The sequence below is a fragment of the Planctomycetota bacterium genome (assembly GCA_016125255.1).
GTDB lineage: Bacteria > Planctomycetota > Phycisphaerae > Phycisphaerales > Zrk34 > RI-421.
In genome coordinates this window covers 54,458-75,463 of record WGMD01000021.1, presented here as the reverse complement: position 1 = coordinate 75,463, position 21,006 = coordinate 54,458, and the positions used below count along the sequence as shown (strand labels likewise).

Genomic DNA, 21,006 nt, shown 5'->3' with positions numbered 1-21,006 from the left:
TCAGGGATGAGCCATGACCCAACGATATTTTGACGTGATTGTGATCGGCAGCGGACCCGGCGGCGAAGGCGCGGCGATGAAGGCCGCCAAGGAAGGCAAGCGCGTCGCAGTCGTCGAACGCTACGCCACCGTCGGCGGCGGATGCACGCATTGGGGCACGATCCCCTCGAAAGCCCTGCGCCATGCCATCGCCCGCATGAACGAATGCCTCCGCTCCCCCTTCGCCCCGCGCGGCTACAACGACCGCCCGCCGTTCGGACAGATTGTCCGCACCGCCGAGTCCGTCGTCCGTTCGCAGGTGTCCATGCGCGAGGGGTTCTACGGCCGCAACAACGTCCCGATCATCGCCGGTCACGCCCGCTTTCACAACGCCAATACCATCTGCATCCGCACCCATCACGGCATCGAGGAGCACTACGAAGCCGCCCACTTCATCATCGCCACCGGCTCTCGTCCCTATCGGCCCGTCGACGTCGATTTCAATCACCCGCGTATCTTCGACGCTGACACCGTATTGAAGATGCGCGACACGCCCTCGTCGCTGACGATCTACGGGGCCGGGGTGATCGGCTGTGAATACGCCTCGATGTTCCGCGGGCTGGATGTGAAGATCAACCTGGTCAATACACGCTCGAAACTGCTGGAATTTCTCGACGATGAGATCATCGACGCGCTGGCGTATCACATGCGCGACACCGGCACGCTGATTCGTCACGACGAGGAATGCGAGCGGATCGAGCCGCTCGACGATGGCGTCGTGCTCTACCTCAAGTCCGGCAAAGCGCTCAAGACCGAAGCCCTCCTCTGGGCCAACGGACGGACCGGCAACACCGATGGGATGGGCCTCGAAGACATCGGCCTTGAGCCCAACCACCGCGGGCAGATCGCCGTCAATCAGGACTATCAGACGAAGCTGCCGCACATCTACGCCGTCGGCGACGTGATCGGCCCCCCGGCGCTCGCCAGCGCCGCCTACGATCAAGGCCGATTCGCCGCGTCGCATATCATCGACCCCAACGTCCATCATCACCTCGTCCAGTACATCCCCACCGGCATTTACACCACCCCCGGCATCTCCAGCGTCGGCCGCACCGAACGCCAGCTCACCGAGGCGAAGGTCCCCTACGAAGTCGGCCGGGCGCTCTTCCGCTCCCTCGCCCGCGCTCAGATCACCGGGAACACCATGGGCATGCTCAAGCTCCTGTTCCACCGCGAAACGCTGGAAATCCTCGGTATTCACTGCTTCGGCGACCAGGCCCCCGAGATCATCCACATCGGTCAGGCCATCATGACCCAACCCGCTCCGCAAAACACCCTCGACTACTTTGTCAACACGACCTTCAACTACCCCACCATGGCCGAGGCCTACCGCGTCGCGGCGCTCAACGGGCTCAACCGCGTGTTCTGAGTTTTGGGGCGGATCACCCGTTCGCACGGGCGCGGCAGGTCCGCGTTTTTTCGCCCTTCCCGTGCGCCCCCGTTGCCGGCTCAAAAATCGGGGATTTGACGCATCATCACGGCCCATCGCGCGCACCGGGCGGACCTGTGCGCATCGGCGCGGCAATCGCGGCGCGCCGGTGCGCGATCGAATAAGGACTTACAAAAACGCGTGCGCACCGCCGCGTCCGATTTGCCTTCCCGGTGCGCGAATGACGAAACGGTTGTGCGCAAAATGGGTGAAATGACCCAACCGGAGGTGGGTGAAGTCGGTGGTCGGCGCGTGGTCGAAGTCATGGAGGACGGGGGAAATCGCCGGGCGATGTCGCGCGATCGATCAGGGGGTAAGGCGCCAGAACATGTCTCGAAGACCGGTGCCTACGCCCGGCGGCGACGCGTGGGAGTAGTTGGCGGTCATCTGGTCGAAGTCGGTCCAGGCGACATGGCCGTCGCGCCAGAGATTGTTGCCGCCGGCCGGTTTGGCGCTGCTGCCCGCTGCGTGCGAGACGGGCATCCCGTTCCAGGAGTAAATGCCCGGCGTGAACTCGGTGACGATGTCGCCGAAGAGCATCGGCTCGACGACCAGTTGGTCGTGAAGCGTCAGTGCTCGGAGGCGCTCGCCCATGCCATCGCCGTTCAGATCGATCGTGCCGTTGGGATACGCCGGCTGACAGCGATAGGTCAGCGTCGTGATGAACCCGGCGTAGCGGTAGTTGAACCCGTGCGCGTCGGGGTTGCCGCTGAGATGGTGAGCGAGGTCAAATGCGGCGTCATAGGTCGGGCATTGCATGAGACGGTAGTCGTTGCCCAGATATCCGCCGAGGAGGATGTCGGTGTCGGGGATGCTCCACATGAAGATGACAGGGTGGTTGCCTTGCGAGACGGAGGCGGTTCCGGGGCCCAGATCGGGCAGTCGACCGAACCGGTCGCCGGCAAAGACGAGAGAGCCGACGCCGAGCTGATGGAGCCGCGACGCGCAGGTGGCGCGGTTGGCCGCCTCCCGCGCGCGCCCCATCGCCGGCAGGAGGATCGCCAGCAGTGCGAGGATGATCGCGACGACGACCATCAGTTCGACGAGGGTGAAGCCATGTGGGGAACGTTTCATGGTCAGCTCGGTCTGTGCGGACCGGACGCGCCGGGCCCGGCCCGGGTCCGGCAGCGCGGTTACCGCCATCGGCGTTGCGCCGCCAAGGTGAGCAGCAGCAGTCCCGCGGGCAGGGCCGCGGGAGTGGGTATCTCCTGGACGGTGTAGCTGATGTTGAAGTTGTCGATCGCGCCGCGGGTGCGCGTGAACAGGCCGTTCCAGTTCGACGGATTGACGAACGTGGCGCTGTCGAGCGCGACGCCGCTGGCGACGGTGGCCGACCCGCCCAGCGACAGGTTCGCCACCGAGAGGGAGACCGTCTTGGCGGCCACGTCGACGGTGAGCGTGGCGCGGTAGGTGCGCAGGGTGGCCGTCAGGTCGTCGGGCGTGCCCGAGCCGTCGGCGAGGGTGTGGATGGTGCCGTTGAACTCGCGGAACCACCAGTCATCGGTGGCGTTGGTCCCGAATTGCAGAATCCCGCCCGTCGTATTGACGCCGAAGATGACCTGCGTGGCGTTATTGGTCCGCAGGGTGTAGGCGAGCGAGACGGTCAGGGCCGTGGCGGGGACGCTGTATGTGAAGGCGCCGTTATTGGCACGGGTGTAGAGGTCGTCGCCACCGGAACCGGAGAGCCAATTACCCACGAAGTTGGCATCCGGTTGGCCGGCGCTGCGGACCAGATCGTCGGTGCCGATGCCGGTGCCGCCAATCCGGGTCCAGTTATCGTTGCCGGTGATGGATACCCCGGCGGCGGAGGCGGTGGCGGTCGAGAAGTCGTAGGTTCCCGCGTTGACCGTGATGACGTTCGCCAAGGCGGGCGCGGCGAGCCCTGCGGTCGCCAAGGCGAGGATCATCAACAGGCGTGTTCGTTGTGTCATGCTTGAATCTCCAGAAAGGGTCATTTTTCTCCGAAAGGAACTTCCTTCGGGAGCGGGCCTCGGGCGGTCGCTTCGCGATGGCGATCGGCCGGTGCTTTGGATGTGGGTTCAGATCGATCGGATGGGGGGGCGAGCGTGTAGCCGATGACGATGTCATCGACGGCGGCGCGGCGCACGCGGGCAGATAAACTGGTCCATTTCGACGGATCGGCGGCGGCGGCGGACAAGGGCAGGGCAATGCGCGAGGCGACGAAGGTCGACCCGCCGTCGGTGAGATTCTCGACGCGCAGACTGGCGGTGGTTTGCGCGGGGTTATCGTGATTGATGAAGATGTTGAGCGTGGCGCGGTAGGTTCGGGGTTGACGGTCGATCCGGGCGGGGCCGGGCCCGGGCGCCTCAAATGCGAATGTTTCGTCGGTGTTGCGGACGGTCCATTGGTTCAGATGCGTCATGCCGAAGCGGATATGTCCGGCACCGGGCGAGCCGATGCCGACAAAGGCCTGGGCGAGGGGGTCCTCGGCCTGATTGACGATGAAGGAGACGGACACCACCTGTGCATCGGAGGCGATGCGGGGTGCGAACGCGGCATCGGCCGGGCGAACGTACATTTCATCGCCGGCGTTGTCCGCGCGGGCGTCGAGGTAGTTGCCTTTGAAGTTCGCATCGGGCGGATGGTCATTGCGCACGCGCATGGTGTGGTTCTGTCCGGTCCCGCCGACGCGTTTCCAACCGTCGTTGCCGTTGGGCTGATCAAGGGGCACGCCGCGGGGACTGGCCTGTGCGGATTCAAAGTCGTACACGCCGGCCAGGTGATCGTCGGCGAGCTGATCCGTGTCGGTGGCGCGTCCGAAGCGATCGATCGTGCCGCGCTGGCCGGCGGCCAGTTCGATCGGTTTGTCAGCGCGACCCTCGAGTCGAACGTGACCTTCGGTAACCTGAACAAACGCATTGCCGACCGGGTCGATCTGGAGGACGAAGGCGGTTCCCAGATCAACGATGCGCGAGCCGTCGGGCAAATCGACGGTGAACCCACGCGCTTCGGGACGGCAGTATGCTTCGAGTTTGCCGGAGGCGAGACGCCCGCGGTTGGGGCCGGTCATCGCAAACTCGCACGGGCCGGTCAGATCGACGACGGCGGTGGACTTGAACATGACTTGAGCGCGGCCGGCGGTGAGTTTGATTGGCGTGTTGAGGCCTTCGCCGAGGGAGAGGTCGGCATCGGCGAACTGAGCGTCGTCGGAGCGGTCGGAGAGGATGGCGAAAGATGCCGGGGCGGCGGAGTGGGGAGCGGGGAGCGGGGAGTTCGGAGCAGTGGGCAGGAAGACATAGAGCAGCGCGGCGGCGAGGAGAATGAGCGCGGCGATCGCTGCTTTGAAGCTGAACCCTGAACCCTGAACCCTGAACCCTTTGGTGTACCAGACGCTTCGCCCCGGGGCGGGCTCAGCGTCGGCGTGGGGGGATGCGGAAGTCGCTTGTGGCAGGCCCACGCCGGCGCTGCCTGCCTTGAGCTTGGCCGAAGGAAGCGGCGCTTCGCGGCGAAGCGTCTGATCCGTGCGTTCGTTGAATCGGTCGACGAGGAGGCGGGACTGGAGGCAGGTCAGGATGAAGGTGCGGCGGGCGGCGGAGTCGGCGGCGAGCCGCTCACGCAGATCGGCGAGGGACTCGGGGGCGATGTCGCGCTCGAGGTAGGCGAAGGTCAGTTCGGCGATGGAGGGGGCTGCTTTAGGCATCGGCGCGCTCCTGCCGGAGGCGGTGCTCGATGCAGGCGGCGAGTTGTTTGTGGATGCGCGCGAGGGCGATGTAGACGGCGTGGGCGGTGCGGCCGAGGGATTGGGCGATCTGGCCGGACTTGAGGTTCTGGCCGTAGCGCATCTCGATGATCTGATGATTGTTGGGGGTCAGCTCGGAAAGGCACTGGCGGAGGGCTTCGTTGAGGTCGCTGGGGGCCAGGGCGTCGAAGCGGGGCCATTCACCGTCGATGAGGTCGAGCAGTTCGTTGTCGAAGCTGGCGGGGGTGCGGGCGTCTTTTTCCAGAGCGGCGAGGGCCTTGAACCGGGCGGCCCGGCGGATCCAGACCGGCAGGGCCTGGACATCGCGGATCTCGCTGCACTTGTCGAGGGCGAGGATGCTCACATCCTGAAACACATCCTCGGCCAGATGCTCATCACGGACGATGGAGAGAATGTAGGCGAACAGCTTGCTGCGATCGCGAAGCAGCGTGCGGACAAGCGTGTGCTGATCGATGGGCATGGAACTCTCCGTCAAATAGGTTCGTCGACGGAGGGGAATCTATACAAAAAAGAGGGGGGGGTTGGGGGAGGGTTAGTCGGGGGTTACCAGAAGTGGCGGTGGGCGAAGGCGTGGCCGGAGCCATGCTTGAGGTAGCGCTCGAAGGCGGCGGCCTTGGCGGGGTCAGCGAAGTGCAGGGCCACTTCAAGACGCCAGGGGGCGTGTTTGCTGGTATGAGGCGAGCAGCGGGCGTTGTGCTCGGCGAGGCGTTTTTTGAGGTTGTGCCTCGAGTCGATGTACCGCTCATCGGGGCTCGCGATGGATCGGATCTGGTAAACGTACATGCCGAAGCCCGGAAGATGACTTGCGTTCGGCCCTGCTTCGCCCGGCTGACGCCGTGCTACGCAGGGCATTCTGCATAGCTCAGCGAAGCTGAGCGTCGCAGAATGGAGCGGATGGGGATCGAACCCACAACCTCCTGAATGCGATTCAGGCGCTCTCCCAGTTGAGCTACCGCCCCGTGAGGGAAGGAAGTAGTGTATACAGGCGACCGGGCGGCGGCAAGGAGCGCGAACTTTGATCTTTGACGGAGCGTAACCGGGGCATGGGCATGCACATCAAAGGTTCACCATGGTCAATGCTCATCGTTTGTCTGTTGCGACCGCGCTTGTGGCGATGTTGTTGATTGGGGGGTGTCATCACGATCCGGCTCCCGGCGCGGGGGGGAAGCCGGTCGTGGTGACGACGATTTGGCCGCTGGCGTCGTTGGTGCGGCAGATGGTGGGGGAGAAGATGGAAGTCGTATGTCTGGTTCCGGCGGGGGTCAGTCCGCACGGGTTTGAGCCGACGGCGGCGGATGCGGATGCACTGAGCCGGGCGACGCTGCTCGTCAATGTCGGGATGGGTTTTGACACATGGGCGGAGCGGTCGCTTGCGGCGACGGGCGGGAAGGATGCCAAGCATGTATCGCTGGCGGAGCTGGCGGGGATCGACGATCGGGCGCTGACGGGGCATGCGCATCATCATCAGGACGGCGATGCGGACGACGATGACGAGGATCACGAAAGTCTGGCGGCCAATCCGCACCTCTGGCTCGACCCGGTGTTGATCGAAAAGGCGCTGCCGGGGTTGGCGGCGAAGCTCGGTGTGCCGCTCGATGAGAAGCTGGCGGCGGATGTGGCGGCGGTGGATGAGGAATACAAAACGGCGCTGGCGAAATTCCCGGGGGCGGGGATCGTGACGTTTCACAATGCGTTCGATCGCCTCGCGGCTCGCTACGGGCTCAAGGTCGTCGTGACGCTTTCGCCGGTCGATGCGCCGGGGGCGATGACGCCGCGGCGATTGGAGATGGCGCTGAAGGCGATCAATGACAAGCGGGTTCAGGCGGTGTTCGCCGAGCCGCAGTTTCCGCCGGATGTGGCGGATGTCATCGCGCGCGAGACGGGCATCAGGATTCACACGCTCGACCCGATCGGCAATCCCAATTCGACCATCGCGGATACGTGGCAACATCTGATGCGATATAATCTGCGGACGCTTGTCGACGCCCTGTCCGGCCCATGACGCACGATCACGACCATTGCTGCGGCCACGACCACGATCATTCGCACGACCATGCGCATGATCACGCTCACGCGCCCGCTTCGCTGCACGCCTGTCATCATCACGGATCGCTCAGCGAGCATCACGCGGGGGTGGACGCGGTGTGTCTGGATCATGTGTCGTACCGCTACGGGAACGTCGAGGCGCTGAGCGATGTGACGCTGCACATTGAAGCGGGATGCAACCTGGGGATCATCGGACCCAACGGGGGCGGGAAGACGACGCTGCTGAAAATCATCCTCGGGCAGCTTACGGGATACACCGGCTCGGTGCATGTCATGGGGCTCACCCCCGACGAAGTGACCCGCCGCGGCGACGTCGTCGGGTACGTCCCGCAACAGCATCATTTTGAGCGGCGATTTCCCGTGAATGTCCGGCAGGTCATCACGATGGGATTGGCTGGGAAAACGGGGCTTTTTCGCAAGCACCGGCGCGAGGACCTGGAGCGCGTCGAAGAGCTCATGAAGCTCGTCGGCGTCGGCGAACTGGCGACCCGGCCCATCGGGCAACTGAGCGGCGGGCAGCAGCAGCGGGTGTTCATCGCGCGGGCGTTGGCGGCGGGGCCGAAGGTGTTGCTCATGGACGAGCCGACGGTCGGCGTGGACCTCGCCGGTCAGCGCCGCTTCGCCGACCTGATCCATAATCTGCACGCGCAGCTCGGGCTGACCGTCGTGATCGTCAGCCATGATCTGCGCTCGATCGCCGCAAGCTGCGAACGCGTCGCGTGTCTGGCTCGCACCGTGCACTACCACGACTCGACGCAGGGCCTCACCGCCGAGCTTCTGCAGGAAGTCTTCAACCACGACATCGCCCCCATCCTCGAAGCGACGGCGTGAAGCACATGGCGTCATGACGTGGCGATGAGCGAACGCCGACACCATTTCATTATCAAAGCGACATTCCAACATTTTTGAGAATGTTGGAATGTCATTTTGAGCGCGCATGAAAAAACGGAGCGACGCGGGTCGCTCCGTTTTGTTGATTGAGCGAATTCGATCAGCGGTAGAATTCGACGATGAGGTTCATGTTCACATCGAAGGGGACCTGATCGACGGTCGGCTCGGCGACGACCGAGGCGGTCAGGTCGGCGGGAGCGAAGCTCAGCCAGGCGGGCACGTCATGGCCGGCCATCGACTCGAGGTTCTCGCGGACGAGCTTGTGAGCGCGTTCCTTGACGGTGATCTGATCCCCGACGCTCACGACGTAGCTGGGGCGGTCGGTCTTGCGGCCGTTGACGAGCACATGCCCGTGCGCGACCATCTGCCGGGCGGCCCAGATGGTGCGGGCGTAGCCGAGGCGGCGCAGCACATTGTCCAAACGCTTTTCCAGGAGGATCAGCAGCACGACGCCGGTGTTGCCCTTGGTGCGGCTGGCGATTTCGAGCGTGCGGCGGAACTGCTTCTCGAGCACGTTGTAGTGGTAGCGCAGCTTCTGCTTTTCGTTCAGACGCACGCCGTAGTCGCGCAGCCGGCGACCGCGGAACCCGTGCTGTCCCGGCGGGACGAGCTGGACCTGCGTGTGCTTGGGGATGTCAGCGATGGGAACGCCGACGCGACGCGAAAGCTTGACCTTCGGACCGGTGTAGTTGGCCATGTCGATTCGATATCCTGTTGCCGCTTTGTTTCGGGTTCAACAATGCACGCTGCATGTCTTGTCTCGTTTCGCCACCGGGAGGGCAACCGTCCCGGCCGAGTGTCTCATCGCCCCGGCATCCATTGCGGAGTCAAACCGGGGAGGCGTCGAGACCGTTATTGTTGCACGCTGACCGCCCCCGGTCAAGCGATCGATTTCATCTGTTCAGCGAGGCCGCTCGCGGCCTGTTTTGGAGGGGGTTTACGCCCGACGCCGACGACGCATCATCGCCACCGCGCCAAGCCCCAACATCGCCAAGCCCGTCGGCTCCGGCACCGTGTCCCCGGCCACGAAAAACTGATCGCCGAGGTTCAGCGGATTGTCCACGCCCAGAAAATTGAGCATGAAGCTCACTTCCGTCGTGCTGATCGGAATGTCGGGAATATGCGTGGCGTCGACGACTTCCGGCGTCGCCGAGAAGAACAGCCGATCGATGAACACGCTCAACAGGTCATTGTTGACGCCCGCTCCCGCGATCAGTTCGACGCTGCGGATATTGACCGCCGACGAGAACACGCTCACGCGCTTCTCCGTGAACTTGTTGGACCCCGGCACGGTCGGCGAGGTCGGCAGATCCGTCGTCGTCGTCTTGATGAGCCCCGTGGCGTTGGCGTTGGAATAGGCCTTAAGCTGCACCGCATCGGTGTCCGCCCCGAAGTCGCCGATGAGCATCGAGACCGTGTGCACCGCGGTGTCGAAGCTGATGATCAGCGACTTGGTCGTGTTGATGAACGGGTCGATCGAGCGGGCGCCCCACTTGCCGTTGTTCAGTTCGTTGGGCGCCTTGAGGTTGCCCTGCTGGGCATTGTCGATGATGTCGAAGGATTGTCCGCCGGAGCGGGAGATCGTCACCGTGATCCCGTCGACCACGCCGCTGATGCTCGTCAGGGCGCCGGGGCGGGTCGGTGAATTGGGCGTCATCGACGGAATCGTCGTCGCCGTCTCGGTGTCGAAATTGAGCAGCACCGCCTTCGCCGGGGAGGCGACGGATGCAAGGGCAGCGGTCAGGGCGATGGCGACAAACGTGTTACGCATCATGGGATCCATCTCTCTCACGGACGCCGCACCCACAGGCCGCGTCGCTCGCCGGATTCGTCCACCTCCATGTGAGGAATCCGCATCGAGCGAATTATACCCCAGGCCCCCGCGCATTGCCAGCAAAAAATCGAGGGTCACGCTCCCACAAACGCCCCCCGCAAACGCCCGATTGGCTCATGAAATCGGCAGCGGGGTTTGGCTGGTTTCGGGGTTTCGAGTTCTCAATGACGCCATGTGCGATTTTGTCACCAGATGACGGGCGTGGACGAAGGCGAAATGGGCCACGAAGGCGCGAAGACGCGAAGGAAGGCGAAGAAGAATAACGGAGGAGGCGCGCATCACACTCTTCCTCCCTGCCTTCCTTCGCGTCTTCGCGCCTTCGTGGCCCACCATGTATTCCATGCTCAGCAGAAACCTGCACCTGGCGTCATTGGCCAAGTCGCCAGAAGGCACCGCCCATCCCGTCCGCGCACTTTGACCCTCACCATGTCCCGTCGAGCAGCCGTTCGATCGCCGTCGCCACGCCCGCTTCGTCGTTGGTCCCGGTCTGACGTTTGGCCGCCGCCTTGACGGCGTCGATGGCGTTGCCCATGGCGATCCCGCAGCCGGCCGCTTCGATCATCGCCAGGTCGTTGACGTGGTCCCCGATCGTCGCCACCTGCGACAGGTCGATCCCGTGCTCGTTGGCCAGCCACGTCAGGCCCGACCACTTGTTGACTCCGCCGGCGAAGGCCTCGAGCAGATGCACATCTTCATGATCCTCGAGTTTGACCGCCATGAAGCTTTGCAGACACACGCGCTCGCCGAACGTGTCGGTCAGCGAGGCGGTCAGCGGGGGCATGACCGATTCGGGCCCGACGATGCCGACGCGCAGGACGTGATGCAGATCCTCCAGCGTCGGCGTGTCGACGTAGCGCTCGCGCGTGCCGATCATTTTGAACCACCATCGGGTGTTGGGCGTCAGCCGGTCGCCGCGGATGACCAGATAATCGTGATCGAGCGGATCGGGGTCCACGAGAATCAGCACCGCCTGACCGGATTGCAGAAAATGCTCCGTCAGTTCCGCCGCGAGGCGCGGCTCGATCGTCGCGCGATGCAGCGTCCGCCCCGTCGTCGGATCGCTCACCAGCGCCCCGCCCGCCAGCACGACCGGCCCGACGTGGTCGATGGCGTTGATCGCCGGCCGCGACTCGGCCAACCCGCGCCCCGTGCACAGCGCCACCATCATCCCCGCCTTCCGCGCCCGCTCAATCGTCCGCCGATTCGCCTCCGGCACGTGGCCGTTGGAATCGAGCAGGGTGCCGTCCAGATCGAGCGCGAGGAGTTTGTAGTTCATCGAAAAGCTTTCAGCTCTCAGCGTTCAGGTGTCAGCAGGAGCATACTCCGGTCCGCGTGTTCTTGCTTTTGAGCTGATACCTGACCGCTGATGACTGACGCCTTTCGTTTACCGATACCGATGAATCGCCTGCAAAATCTGCTTCTGCACGGTGTACGGTCTACGCAGCATGAGCCAGTACGCTTCGGGGAAGCCCGTGCCGGCGGTGGCGAAGCTGATCGTGCCCAGCCCGAAGAGCCGCTCGCGCACGCTCATGATCACGTCCGTATGCTGAATGCGCCCAAGCTCCGCCTGAAACACTTCGACGCGCAGCACGCCCTTGATGCGGATCACCCGCCGATCCGTCAGCACGTACGTCCGGCTCATCCATTCCAGAAACTGCCAGAACAGCCGCAAGCCCATCAGCCCGACCGCCAGCGTCATCAGACTGCTCGGGTCATATTCGCCCAGCCCCAGATGCCGGTGCACCCATAACGCCGCCATCGTCAAAACGATGATCACGCCCAGCGTGCCCACACATGAAAGGAGGATGTACAAGGGGCTGGGTTTGAGCAGCAGGATGATCGTCTCGTCGCCCTGAAGCAGGTCGGCGGGCAAGAGCGCCGCGGCGCGGTCGCCGGTCAGGCCCAGCACCGGATCGGGCGCGTTGGCGTTCACCCGAACACCTCTTTTTTGAGTACGCAAACATCCGGCAGATTGCGGTAGAACCCGTTGTAGTCCAGCCCGTACCCGACGACGAATTCATCGGGGATGTCGAAGCCGATATAGTCGGCGTGGGTGTTCATGGCGCTGGGAATCTGCTTGCGGAGGAGCATGCACGACTTGAACGAGGCGGGATTGCGCTGCTTGATGAGGTCCATGACGAAGGCGATCGTGTGCCCCGAGTCGAGGATGTCGTCGATGACCAGCACGTGATGCCCGGTAAGGTCTTCCGGGAGCTGCCCCTTGAGCTGCACGCCCTGCGACTTGGTCGCCGTGCCGGGGTACGAACTGACCGTGACAAGCTGAATCCGCATCATCATCGGAAGCTGCCGCATCAGGTCGGCCAGGAAGATCAATGAGCCGGTGAGGATCGGCACGAGCGTGATGTGCGGCGTGGGGACGTCGCCTTCGGCCTTCTTGAAGTCGGCGGCGATCTGATCCGCCATCTCCCCGACCCGCCGGGCGATGATGTGACGATTGATGAGCACCCTGTCAATGTGTTCCCGCATTGACAGAGTTTAATCGGCGGGCGGCAAAGTTCAAACGTGAGGGAGAACCATGGACGACCGGACAAGGAGAACCAAAGGGGCGATCCGATATGGCCAATGACAAATGCCTAATGCCTAATGACCAATTCATTTGTCATCAGGCATGAGGCATTTGTCAATGGTCATTGAAAAGCATCAGGACAGGACGACCTACTTCTTCGCACGATCGGCGAGCGTATCAAGGATGATCTTCGTCACCGCCTCCGCCTGAAGTTTCACGCCGGGGCCGGTCCAGTGGAAGCTGTCGCCGCGGGCGAGGTCCAGGTGGGTCGACATGAGCCCGTACAGGTCGTCGATGGGAATGTGATTGTCGGTCATGACCTGCGCCGCCATGCGATTGTGCTCGACGATCACCGGGTTGATGTCCGGCTCCAGTTCGCCGGGGTGGTCCTTCTTCGTGACCGGCGTGCTCGAGGCCCAGATCAGACTTGCGTTCGGATTGGCGGCGCGGATCGTGTCGACGAGCTTCTGCGTGAGCGGAATGAACTGTCCATCGGGGATGCGCCCTTTCTGCCAGCCGTGCAGACCCATGTTGAAATGGATCACATCGTAAGGCCCGTGTGCGAGCACATCGCGCACCATTTCGTCAAGCTTGTACGAACCCTGGCAGTACGGATTGATCCACGCATCGACGTACGCCTTGTCGCCGATCGCCGCGATGACGGGGCTGGCGTAGCCGTTGACGATGGAGTCGCCGATGAGCAGGACGCGGGGGCGGTTGGGGTCGACGATGTTGGCTTGTTGGAGCCGCCAGCCGGGGCCGTCGGACTGGAGCCGCGCATCGGTTTCGCCGGCGGGGGTCAGATGAATGGCCTGACCGTCGTGCGATTTGAGCGCGATGGTGAGCGTGGCGTCGCGCATGACGTTCCGCCGGTCGATGCTCACATGCGTGCGCGTGCCCGACTTGTCGTTGTCGGCGTAGACGCTCATCCGGTACGTCTGCTTCGCCGGGAGCATGTCGAGCTTGACGGTGAACGTGCGGGGTTCGTCGCCGTTCATCGCGCCGATGTACCAGTCCGTCCCGCTGCGACGGGCGATGAGGGCGTACTGCCCGATCGCGCCGTCCAGCACGCGCGTTTCGTCCCACACCGTCGGCACCTCGTCAAAGAACCGAAGCTCCGGCTCGTCGCCGATGACGTGGTTCATCCCATCGGGCTTGTCGTCCGCCCCCGGGCCCGCCGGTTTGTCGTACCAGTAGAGGCATTGCCACGGGCTGTACAGGCACACCGCCTTGGCGAGTTGAAACGCGTGGTTCGCATTCGCATCGACGCGCGGATCGTAGTAACAGATCGTGTTGTCCGCCGCGCCGGCGAGCAGGCGCGTGAACGCCAGCGTGAGCGTCTGCGCCGCGCTCGGGCTGGTCTCGTCGCCGCCGATGCCCTCCTGCGTCATGAAATTCGGATACGTGCGGCTGAATCCCGTCGGGCGATATTCGTCATGCACATCGACCATCAGATGATGCGCCGCCGCCTTGCGGATCGCATCGTGCAGCCACGCGGTCCACTGCTGCTCGCCGACGTTCACGAACCCGAACTTCACGCCCTTGACGCCCCATTTCTCGTAGAGCGGCAGCAACTCGTCGAGCTGGCGTTCGAGGGCGAGATGATTGACGTAGAGAATGATGCCGACGCCGCGCTGGTTGGCGTAGTCGATGACGTCATGCAGATCGAGCGGGCCGGGCGAACGCTCCGGGTCGACGCTGATCGTCGTCGCGTCGGAGGCGGGGTTGTATTCGTTGCCGTACCACCCAGCGTCAAAGAGCATGTAGGCGATGTGATGCTTGGCCGCGAAGTCCACGCAGCGCTTCGCCCCGTCGGTCGTCAGCGTGACTTCACGGATGACCTTCCCGGGCTTGATCCAGCTTGTGTCCGCGACCGCGCACGGGTCATTAAGGTTGCGGATCAGATCGTTGTTTTCGAGGAGTTTTCCGGGCGAATCGGCGACCATGACGACGCGCCAGGGCGTGGCCAGATGCTCGCCGATGACGACATGGCCGGCCAGATCGCTGACAAGCGTCAGCGGCGCTCCTACGACCGGCGAGAGCTTCATGCGTGCGTAGTCGACGAGCCGCGCCTCGGCGAGGGCGACATAGCAGGCGTCGTCAAGCTGCACGACGAGCGGGCGCTCGCAGCCGGGCTTGATCGCGCTGAGGGAGGTTCGTTCGTATTCGCCCTGAGCCGTGTACACCGCCCACGCCGGCGCGTCATGCGGGAAACGGAACTGCGTGATTTCATCGGTGATGAGATGCGCTTCGCTTCCGCCGGCCACTTCGTAGCGCCAAGCGACGCCTTCGTCGTACGCCCGCAGCGTCAAGGTGTTGGTCATCGCCGGCGAGGTCGTCGATGCGAAGATCAGCGACTGCTCCCGGTAGTGATCGCGCACCTTGTCGCGCTCGCCGCAGACGGGTTTCCATGTTTCGTCGTGCTCGATGACCTTGCCCGTATCGGTGAGTTTCGCATCACGATCGAGCCGGCCGCGATCGAAGACGAGGCCCAGCGGGGCGTCGGCGAGAATTGTTTTGCCGTCGCGCGTGACGTGATACAGGATCGTGCCCGCATCGTTGACGCTCACCGAAACGGCGAGTCGCCCATCGGGCGAGGTCAGTTGGGCGGCTTGCGCGGTCGACACCGCGCATGACAAAACAGCGAGGAGGGCGAGGGCGTGTTTCATAGCAGGTGAAGCATCCAATAAGCAGCGGGGGCGGTGAGCAGGATCGAGTCGAGAATGTCCAGCACGCCGCCGAAGCCCGGCAGCAGGGCCCCCGAGTCCTTGATGCCGGCGTCGCGCTTGAAAAGACTCATCGTCAGGTCGCCGGCGTGACCGATGATCGCCAGCAGGACGCCGCCGAGGGCCGCCCCGGCGATGTTGAATTCGTGCGCCGGGGTCATGTACCGGCCGATCCATGCGAACAGCGCCGCGAACGCCGCCGCCCACACCATCGCGCCGATGAACCCTTCCCATGTTTTGCCGGGGCTGAGCCAGAGAATGAGCTTGTGCTTGCCCATCGCATGTCCGGTGAAATACGCGCCGCTGTCGCCCATCTTGGTGATGAGGATCACGGCGAGGACGACCCAGGCGCTGTGCTCCTTGCACATGATCAGATAGAACCCGCCGAGGACGCCGAGGTAGATCGCGCCCAATAGCGTCACCCCCGCCGCGCCGATCGCGCCGGCGGGCTGCGCCTTGCGGCAGTGCCAGAGGATGCTGACCATGAACGTGAGCACGATCATCGTCGGCAGCGCCCGCACGTCGTCGCAGAGATACATCGTCCCCGCCAGCGCGATCGCCGCCAGACACATGATCCACGCATTGGCGGGCATGCCTTTGAGCTTGGCCATCGACGCCAGCTCGATCGACGCGAGCGGGTAGACGAGCACGAGCAGGCCATAAAGGATCATGCCCGGCTTCTGAAGCTGCACGTCGAGCCAGAAAAGCCCCAGCGCCAGGACAATCAGCACGGGTCCGATGATCAGGCGGCTGCTATTCATGGGCGGCATCAACCCCGCCGAATCGGCGCTGACGGGAGGCGTAGTCCCGCAGCGCCGCGTGAAAGTTCTCGGCCGTAAAGGCGGGCCAGAGCACATCAGTCACATGCAGTTCGGCGTAGCTGATCTGCCACAAAAGAAAATTGCTCACGCGCATCTCGCCCGCCGTGCGGATCAGCAGGTCCGGGTCCGGCAGGCCGGCGGTCAGCAGATGATCGCTGATGGTTTGATCGGTGATCTGATCGGGCGTCAGTTCGCCGTCGAGGCATCGCTGGGCGATGCGTTTGGCGGCGCTGGTGATCTCGGCGCGCGAGCCGTAGTTCCATGCCAATGCGAGCGTCATGCCCGTGTTCCCGGCTGTGAGTCGCACCGTTTCATCGAGGTCCGCGAGCACCTGCTCGTCGAGCCCTTCGCGCCGGCCGACGTGAACGAATCGGACGTTGTTGTCCATCATCAGTTCGAGCTCGACCTTGAGCCGCTCGCGGCACAGGTCCATGAGGAACTGCACCTCGGGCGTGGGGCGCTTCCAGTTCTCGATGCTGAACGAGTAGAGCGTCAGACACCCGATGCCCAGCCGGGCGGACTCGGCGACGATGCGCTGCGTGGTGAGCGCGCCTTTCTGATGCCCGTACATGCGGGGCTTGTCCTGCTGAGCGGCCCAGCGTCCGTTGCCGTCCATGATGATCGCCACATGACGCGGCATCGTCCGCCGATCCAGACCGGCGGGAAGCTCCAGCGTCGAAGTGGTCGAAGGTGGGTTCATTTCCTGAGCGTTTGCGAGCGTTCGGGGCCGACGCTGATCAAGCTCACCGGCGCTCCGACGAATTGTTCGATCCGCTGAATGTAACGTTGGGCCGCCTTGGGAAGTTCGTCAAAACTCCGACAATCGGTGACTTCCTCACTGAAGCCCTCGACCGTTTCATAGATCGGCTTGACGCGCTCCAGCACATCGGCATCCGCCGGGAAATGGTCGAGTTTTTTGCCATCGACTTCGTAGCCCGTGCAGATATCAAGCTTGTCGTGACCGGCGAGGACGTCGAGCTTCATGATCGAAAGCTCCGTCGCGCCGCAGATTTGAGCGGAGTATTTGAGGACGACCAGGTCGAGCCAGCCGCAACGGCGGGGGCGTCCGGTGGTGGTGCCGTATTCGTGGCCCTTGTCGCGCATGCGCTGGCCGACGGCGTCATTGAGTTCGGTCGGGAAGGGGCCGCCGCCGACGCGCGTGGTGTACGCCTTGACGATGCCGACCATGCGGCCGACGCGCCCGCCGGGTACGCCCGAGCCGGGGTAAATGCCCAGCGACGAGCAGTTGCTCGAAGTCACATACGGATACGTGCCGTGATCGATGTCGAGCATGCAGGCGTTGGCGCCTTCAAAGAGCAGCTTCCTGCCGCGGCGCATCGCATCATGAAGCAGCGGCGTCGTGTCGCAGACATGGGGCTTGAGAATCTCGCCGAACTCCAGGTACTGTTCGGCCAGATGCCCCGCATGAATCGGCTCGAAAGTTTCGCCGGCGAGTTTGGCGAGGGATTCGAGCATGGCGTTCTTGATGATGACGACCTGGGCCATCTTCTCGGTGAAGTGCTTTTCGTCGTAAAGCTCGCCGACGCGGAAGGCGGTGCTGCGCGTGGCCTTGTCGGCGTAGGCGGGGCCGATGCCCCGGCCGGTCGTGCCGATCTTCTTGCCTTCGCCGCGCGCTTTACTGATCGCGGCTTCCATGAGCAGGTCCTGCTGTTTGTGATAGGGCAGGACGAGATGGGCGCGATCGGAGATGCGGAGGTTGTCGCCGACTTCGACGCCGCGCGTCGCCAGCCCGTCGATTTCCTCCAGCAGCTTGGCCGGGTCGATGACGACGCCGTTGGCGATGACGTTGAGCTTGTTGCGGTTGATGATGCCGGAGGGGAGCAGATGCAGGGCGTATTTCTGGTCGCCGACGACGACGGTATGCCCGGCGTTGGCGCCGCCGTTGTAGCGGACGATCACGTCGTACTGCTCGCAGAGCAGATCGACGATCTTGCCCTTGCCTTCGTCGCCCCATTGCAGCCCGACCACGGCCGCGTGCGTGCCCGGAACGGGCGAGGTGCGGGCGGCGGTTGACGTGGCTGAATCCATTTGCGTAGCCATGAAAAAACCCTCATCGGGAGAATACCGTGAGGGCGAGCTTTGCCTTTTTCCCCCCCGGCGGCAATTGCCGCCGAGCGGGAGATCCGCATCCCGGCACCATCCGGGAAAGGCTCGCCGCGGAAACCATTTTCACAAACGAGAAGATTATAACCGCATCGGCGGCGGGGGGGCAACCGCATTCAATCGACGCAAAAGATGTCAGTGTCGCAACCTGGCATGGTATGATGTGCCGATTGTAGCGACTGTGCGGGCGGAATCGGCGGGTGGAATGCTTGATGCGGGGGGACGCTGTCGCAGTCGGGTCGGAGGATGGTCGATACTGTGATGTCGGATCGAGAAAGGACCGTGCATGTCCGCATCCATCTCTGAGAAACTCGCCGAGCAGTTGGCCTCGCCGCCGTCGCGCATTCAGAAGCAGCTTCAGACGCTTTTGCAGGTGTCGATGGCGTTGGGCACGATTCAGAATACGAAGGACCTGATGGGCCGGATCATGGGTCACGTCACGGCGGCGTTCGACGCGGATCGGTCCAGCTTGTTCGTGCATGATCCGTCGCATCATCAGCTATTGAGTTGCGTGGCGCAGGGGATGGAAAGTGCGGCGGAGCCGATTCGGATTGCGGATCATCAGGGCATGGTGGGGCGCGTGTTTCAGACGCACGAGCCGTTCGTGCTTTCGGACACGTTCGAGTCGCCGATGTTCGATCGTCACCTGGCCGAGCGCATGGGTTACGTGCCGCGGTCGATGATGGTGGTGCCGGTGTATCATCGGCCGGGGCGATGCGACGGCGTGCTTGAGGTGATGGACCGCCGCGTCGGTTACTTCACCGAAGACGACCTGCCGCTCATCGAAGCCATCGCCGTGCAGGTGAGCATCAGTCTGGACAACGCCCGGCTGTACGATGCGCAGCGCCGGCAGTTCGACAGCTTTGTCCGCGCGTTTTCGACGGCGATCGAAATGCGCGATCCGATCACGGGCACGCATTCGCTCAATGTCGCCAATTATGCGATGGGATTGGCGTGGCACATGGGGCTGCCGGTGCCGCAGATCGAATGGATCCGCATCGCGGGCTTGCTGCACGACGTGGGCAAGATCGGCGTGCCCGAGGCGGTGCTCACCAAGCCGGGCAAACTCAGCGATGAGGAGTTCGCTCAGATCAAGGACCACGCCGCCAAGAGCCGCCGGATTTTGAGCCGCATCGAGTTCACCGATGAGCTGCGCGGGCTGGACTTCATCGCCGCGGCGCATCACGAAAAACTCGATGGCTCCGGCTACCCCGATGGGCTCGTCGGCGAGGAAATCCCGCTCAAGGCCCGCGTGCTCGCCGTCGCCGACATCTTTGATGCGCTGACCCAGCAGCGGCACTACCGCGAAGGCATGTCGATCGAAAAGGCATTCTGCATCATCGATGACATGACGCCGCATCAGCTTGATCCCGCGTGTGTCGCGGCGCTGAAGCGCTTCATGGGCGTCAGTGCGTGAGCATCCCTCGGCATGTTGATCGCCGACGTTTGCGATACACTGTCGGGATCATGAATACAAGCTCCGGCACCACGTCCGATCGCTACGCGCGGTCGAGTCTGCTTCACGCGGCCGCATGCAAGGTTCTGCCCGGCGGGGTCAACTCGCCGGTGCGGGCGTACAAGGCGGTGGGGCGCAGTCCGATCGTCATCCGTGAAGGCAAGGGTTGTCGCGTCACCGACGTCGACGGCAACAGCTACATCGACTACGTCGGCAGCTACGGCCCGCTCATCGTCGGACACGCTCACGAAGCCGTTGTCGCCGCGGTGCTCAAGACGGCGTCGCACGGGATGAGCTTCGGCATGCCCACGGAATTGGAAACGCAGCTTGCCGAGGCGGTCGTGTCGGCGGTCAGCTCCATCGAAGTCGTGCGCTTCGTCAACAGCGGGACGGAAGCGACGATGAGCGCGATCCGACTGGCCCGCGGCGCGACGGGGCGATCGAAGATCATCAAGTGCATCGGGGGATACCACGGGCACGCGGACGGCTTGCTGGTGCAGGCGGGCAGCGGGGCGACGACATTGGGCGTGCCCAGTTCGCCGGGTGTGCCGGCGGCGATCGCGGCGGAGACGTTGCTGCTGGGCTACAACGATGTCGCCGGGGCGGAGCGGCTTTTCGCCGAGCATGGCAGGGACATTGCGTGTCTCATGATCGAACCGATCGCCGGGAACATGGGCTGCGTACCTCCGGCGGAGGGGTATCTGGCGAAGCTGCGCGAGCTTTGCACGGCTTCGGGCGCGATTCTGCTTTTCGACGAGGTGATGACGGGCTTTCGTGTCGCCTATGGCGGGGCGCAGTCGATCTACAACGTCAAGCCGGACCTGACGTGTCTGGGCAAGGTCATCGGCGGAGGCATGCCTTGTGCTGCTTACGGCGGATCGCGGGCGCTCATGGAGCAGATGGCGCCGGTCGGGCCGATCTATCAGGCGGGGACGCTCAGCGGCAATCCCGTGGCGATGGCGGCGGGGTTGGCGACGCTCGAAATCCTCCGCGGTCCCGGCGTGTACAAACAGCTTGAGGACGCCAGCGCGAAACTCGCCGACGGATTGGCCCGAGCCGCCAGGTCAATCGGCGTCCCGCTTCAGATCAACCGCGTCGGCTCCATGCTCACGCCGTTCTTCACCTCCAAGCCGGTGAAGAATTACGATGAAGCGACCGCATCGGATACGAAGCGTTTCGCGTCTTTCTTCGGCGCGATGCTCGATCATGGCGTGACGCTGCCGCCCAGCCAGTATGAGGCGTGGTTCGTGAGTCTGGCGCACGATGACGAGGCCATCACGCAGACGATCGTCGCCGCCGAGCGATCCCTGTCGCGTGCGGCGTCGGCGGACTGACCGGCGACGTTGGATATTTCGGGGCGGCTGATTTAACTGTTGACAAGATCGCCGGTTC

At 63.8% G+C, this 21,006-nt stretch carries 19 protein-coding genes and 1 tRNA gene; 5 read left to right on the top strand and 15 right to left on the bottom strand.

Annotated elements, in window-relative coordinates; genetic code table 11:
* Positions 1 to 13: 13 nt before the first annotated feature.
* A complete protein-coding gene (locus GC162_15260; GenBank protein MBI1369999.1) occupies positions 14 to 1,408 on the top strand; it encodes a Si-specific NAD(P)(+) transhydrogenase in 1,395 nt (464 codons plus the stop codon).
* A 366-nt stretch (positions 1,409 to 1,774) separates the two neighbouring features.
* Here the strand turns inward: GC162_15260 and GC162_15255 are convergent, their stop codons facing one another.
* The 6 genes from GC162_15255 to GC162_15230 form a co-directional block, all read right to left on the bottom strand.
* On the bottom strand, positions 1,775 to 2,611 hold the full coding sequence (locus GC162_15255) for a prepilin-type N-terminal cleavage/methylation domain-containing protein (protein ID MBI1369998.1): 837 nt from the start codon (positions 2,609 to 2,611) through the stop codon (positions 1,775 to 1,777).
* Positions 2,602 to 3,399: a hypothetical protein gene (locus GC162_15250; GenBank protein MBI1369997.1), complete on the bottom strand. Its 798-nt coding sequence runs from the start codon at positions 3,397 to 3,399 to the stop codon at positions 2,602 to 2,604. Before GC162_15250 ends, GC162_15255 begins: the two co-directional genes overlap by 10 nt.
* 20 nt (positions 3,400 to 3,419) lie before the next feature.
* Complete coding sequence (locus GC162_15245) at positions 3,420 to 5,129, bottom strand: hypothetical protein (GenBank protein ID MBI1369996.1); 1,710 nt, start codon at positions 5,127 to 5,129, stop codon at positions 3,420 to 3,422.
* Entirely contained in the window at positions 5,122 to 5,649 is a 528-nt protein-coding gene (locus GC162_15240) for a sigma-70 family RNA polymerase sigma factor (protein MBI1369995.1), read from the bottom strand. Before GC162_15240 ends, GC162_15245 begins: the two co-directional genes overlap by 8 nt.
* Before the next feature lie 83 nt (positions 5,650 to 5,732).
* Entirely contained in the window at positions 5,733 to 6,041 is a 309-nt protein-coding gene (locus GC162_15235; GenBank protein MBI1369994.1) for a GIY-YIG nuclease family protein, read from the bottom strand.
* A gap of 34 nt (positions 6,042 to 6,075) precedes the next feature.
* Positions 6,076 to 6,148, bottom strand: a tRNA-Ala gene (locus GC162_15230).
* A gap of 110 nt (positions 6,149 to 6,258) precedes the next feature.
* On the opposite strand from GC162_15230, the gene GC162_15225 reads away from it, so the two are divergent.
* Together GC162_15225 and GC162_15220 are read left to right on the top strand one after the other, a co-directional pair.
* A complete protein-coding gene (locus tag GC162_15225) occupies positions 6,259 to 7,191 on the top strand; it encodes a hypothetical protein (GenBank protein MBI1369993.1) in 933 nt (310 codons plus the stop codon).
* Positions 7,188 to 8,066, top strand: coding sequence for an ATP-binding cassette domain-containing protein (locus tag GC162_15220; GenBank protein ID MBI1369992.1), 879 nt, complete (start codon positions 7,188 to 7,190; stop codon positions 8,064 to 8,066). The genes GC162_15225 and GC162_15220 overlap by 4 nt, the downstream gene beginning before the upstream one ends.
* A 160-nt stretch (positions 8,067 to 8,226) precedes the next feature.
* Here the strand turns inward: GC162_15220 and rpsD are convergent, their stop codons facing one another.
* From rpsD to GC162_15175, 9 genes are all read right to left on the bottom strand, one after another.
* A complete protein-coding gene (gene rpsD / locus GC162_15215) occupies positions 8,227 to 8,823 on the bottom strand; it encodes a 30S ribosomal protein S4 (GenBank protein ID MBI1369991.1) in 597 nt (198 codons plus the stop codon).
* 240 nt (positions 8,824 to 9,063) lie between these two features.
* Positions 9,064 to 10,038, bottom strand: a complete 975-nt coding sequence (locus tag GC162_15210; GenBank protein MBI1369990.1) for a PEP-CTERM sorting domain-containing protein — start codon at positions 10,036 to 10,038, stop codon at positions 9,064 to 9,066.
* Between the two features lie 343 nt (positions 10,039 to 10,381).
* Positions 10,382 to 11,236, bottom strand: coding sequence for an HAD hydrolase family protein (locus tag GC162_15205; protein ID MBI1369989.1), 855 nt, complete (start codon positions 11,234 to 11,236; stop codon positions 10,382 to 10,384).
* Positions 11,237 to 11,344: 108 nt separating this feature from the next.
* Complete coding sequence (locus GC162_15200; GenBank protein ID MBI1369988.1) at positions 11,345 to 11,893, bottom strand: PH domain-containing protein; 549 nt, start codon at positions 11,891 to 11,893, stop codon at positions 11,345 to 11,347.
* Positions 11,890 to 12,447, bottom strand: a complete 558-nt coding sequence (hpt, locus tag GC162_15195) for a hypoxanthine phosphoribosyltransferase (GenBank protein ID MBI1369987.1) — start codon at positions 12,445 to 12,447, stop codon at positions 11,890 to 11,892. The genes GC162_15200 and hpt overlap by 4 nt, the downstream gene beginning before the upstream one ends.
* 189 nt (positions 12,448 to 12,636) lie before the next feature.
* Positions 12,637 to 15,156 carry an alpha-glucosidase gene (locus GC162_15190; GenBank protein MBI1369986.1) on the bottom strand — a complete coding sequence of 840 codons (2,520 nt, stop codon included), beginning with the start codon at positions 15,154 to 15,156 and terminating at the stop codon, positions 12,637 to 12,639.
* Positions 15,153 to 16,070: a hypothetical protein gene (locus GC162_15185; GenBank protein ID MBI1369985.1), complete on the bottom strand. Its 918-nt coding sequence runs from the start codon at positions 16,068 to 16,070 to the stop codon at positions 15,153 to 15,155. The genes GC162_15190 and GC162_15185 overlap by 4 nt, the downstream gene beginning before the upstream one ends.
* On the bottom strand, positions 15,967 to 16,734 hold the full coding sequence (locus GC162_15180; GenBank protein ID MBI1369984.1) for an isoprenyl transferase: 768 nt from the start codon (positions 16,732 to 16,734) through the stop codon (positions 15,967 to 15,969). Before GC162_15180 ends, GC162_15185 begins: the two co-directional genes overlap by 104 nt.
* Complete coding sequence (locus GC162_15175; GenBank protein MBI1369983.1) at positions 16,731 to 18,083, bottom strand: adenylosuccinate synthase; 1,353 nt, start codon at positions 18,081 to 18,083, stop codon at positions 16,731 to 16,733. Before GC162_15175 ends, GC162_15180 begins: the two co-directional genes overlap by 4 nt.
* A gap of 361 nt (positions 18,084 to 18,444) precedes the next feature.
* Between GC162_15175 and GC162_15170 the strand changes: the two genes are divergently transcribed.
* Positions 18,445 to 19,575, top strand: a complete 1,131-nt coding sequence (locus tag GC162_15170) for an HD domain-containing protein (protein MBI1369982.1) — start codon at positions 18,445 to 18,447, stop codon at positions 19,573 to 19,575.
* Between the two features lie 50 nt (positions 19,576 to 19,625).
* Positions 19,626 to 20,948, top strand: coding sequence for a glutamate-1-semialdehyde 2,1-aminomutase (hemL, locus tag GC162_15165; protein MBI1369981.1), 1,323 nt, complete (start codon positions 19,626 to 19,628; stop codon positions 20,946 to 20,948).
* The last annotated feature ends 58 nt before the right edge of the window (positions 20,949 to 21,006 follow it).

What these genes read in the sequence shown, in the direction of transcription:
- GC162_15185 (MBI1369985.1), bottom strand. Translation starts at nt 16,070, where the DNA reads ATGTGCTCTGGCCCGCCTTTACGGCCGAGAACTTTCACGCGGCGCTGC.
- GC162_15260 (MBI1369999.1), top strand. Translation starts at nt 14, where the DNA reads ATGACCCAACGATATTTTGACGTGATTGTGATCGGCAGCGGACCCGGC.
- rpsD (MBI1369991.1), bottom strand. Translation starts at nt 8,823, where the DNA reads ATGGCCAACTACACCGGTCCGAAGGTCAAGCTTTCGCGTCGCGTCGGC.
- GC162_15180 (MBI1369984.1), bottom strand. Translation starts at nt 16,734, where the DNA reads ATGAACCCACCTTCGACCACTTCGACGCTGGAGCTTCCCGCCGGTCTG.
- GC162_15175 (MBI1369983.1), bottom strand. Translation starts at nt 18,083, where the DNA reads ATGGATTCAGCCACGTCAACCGCCGCCCGCACCTCGCCCGTTCCGGGC.
- GC162_15205 (MBI1369989.1), bottom strand. Translation starts at nt 11,236, where the DNA reads ATGAACTACAAACTCCTCGCGCTCGATCTGGACGGCACCCTGCTCGAT.
- GC162_15245 (MBI1369996.1), bottom strand. Translation starts at nt 5,129, where the DNA reads ATGCCTAAAGCAGCCCCCTCCATCGCCGAACTGACCTTCGCCTACCTC.
- GC162_15250 (MBI1369997.1), bottom strand. Translation starts at nt 3,399, where the DNA reads ATGACACAACGAACACGCCTGTTGATGATCCTCGCCTTGGCGACCGCA.
- GC162_15255 (MBI1369998.1), bottom strand. Translation starts at nt 2,611, where the DNA reads ATGGCGGTAACCGCGCTGCCGGACCCGGGCCGGGCCCGGCGCGTCCGG.
- GC162_15240 (MBI1369995.1), bottom strand. Translation starts at nt 5,649, where the DNA reads ATGCCCATCGATCAGCACACGCTTGTCCGCACGCTGCTTCGCGATCGC.
- GC162_15235 (MBI1369994.1), bottom strand. Translation starts at nt 6,041, where the DNA reads ATGCCCTGCGTAGCACGGCGTCAGCCGGGCGAAGCAGGGCCGAACGCA.
- hemL (MBI1369981.1), top strand. Translation starts at nt 19,626, where the DNA reads ATGAATACAAGCTCCGGCACCACGTCCGATCGCTACGCGCGGTCGAGT.
- GC162_15170 (MBI1369982.1), top strand. Translation starts at nt 18,445, where the DNA reads ATGTCCGCATCCATCTCTGAGAAACTCGCCGAGCAGTTGGCCTCGCCG.
- GC162_15190 (MBI1369986.1), bottom strand. Translation starts at nt 15,156, where the DNA reads ATGAAACACGCCCTCGCCCTCCTCGCTGTTTTGTCATGCGCGGTGTCG.
- GC162_15225 (MBI1369993.1), top strand. Translation starts at nt 6,259, where the DNA reads ATGGTCAATGCTCATCGTTTGTCTGTTGCGACCGCGCTTGTGGCGATG.
- GC162_15220 (MBI1369992.1), top strand. Translation starts at nt 7,188, where the DNA reads ATGACGCACGATCACGACCATTGCTGCGGCCACGACCACGATCATTCG.
- hpt (MBI1369987.1), bottom strand. Translation starts at nt 12,447, where the DNA reads ATGCGGGAACACATTGACAGGGTGCTCATCAATCGTCACATCATCGCC.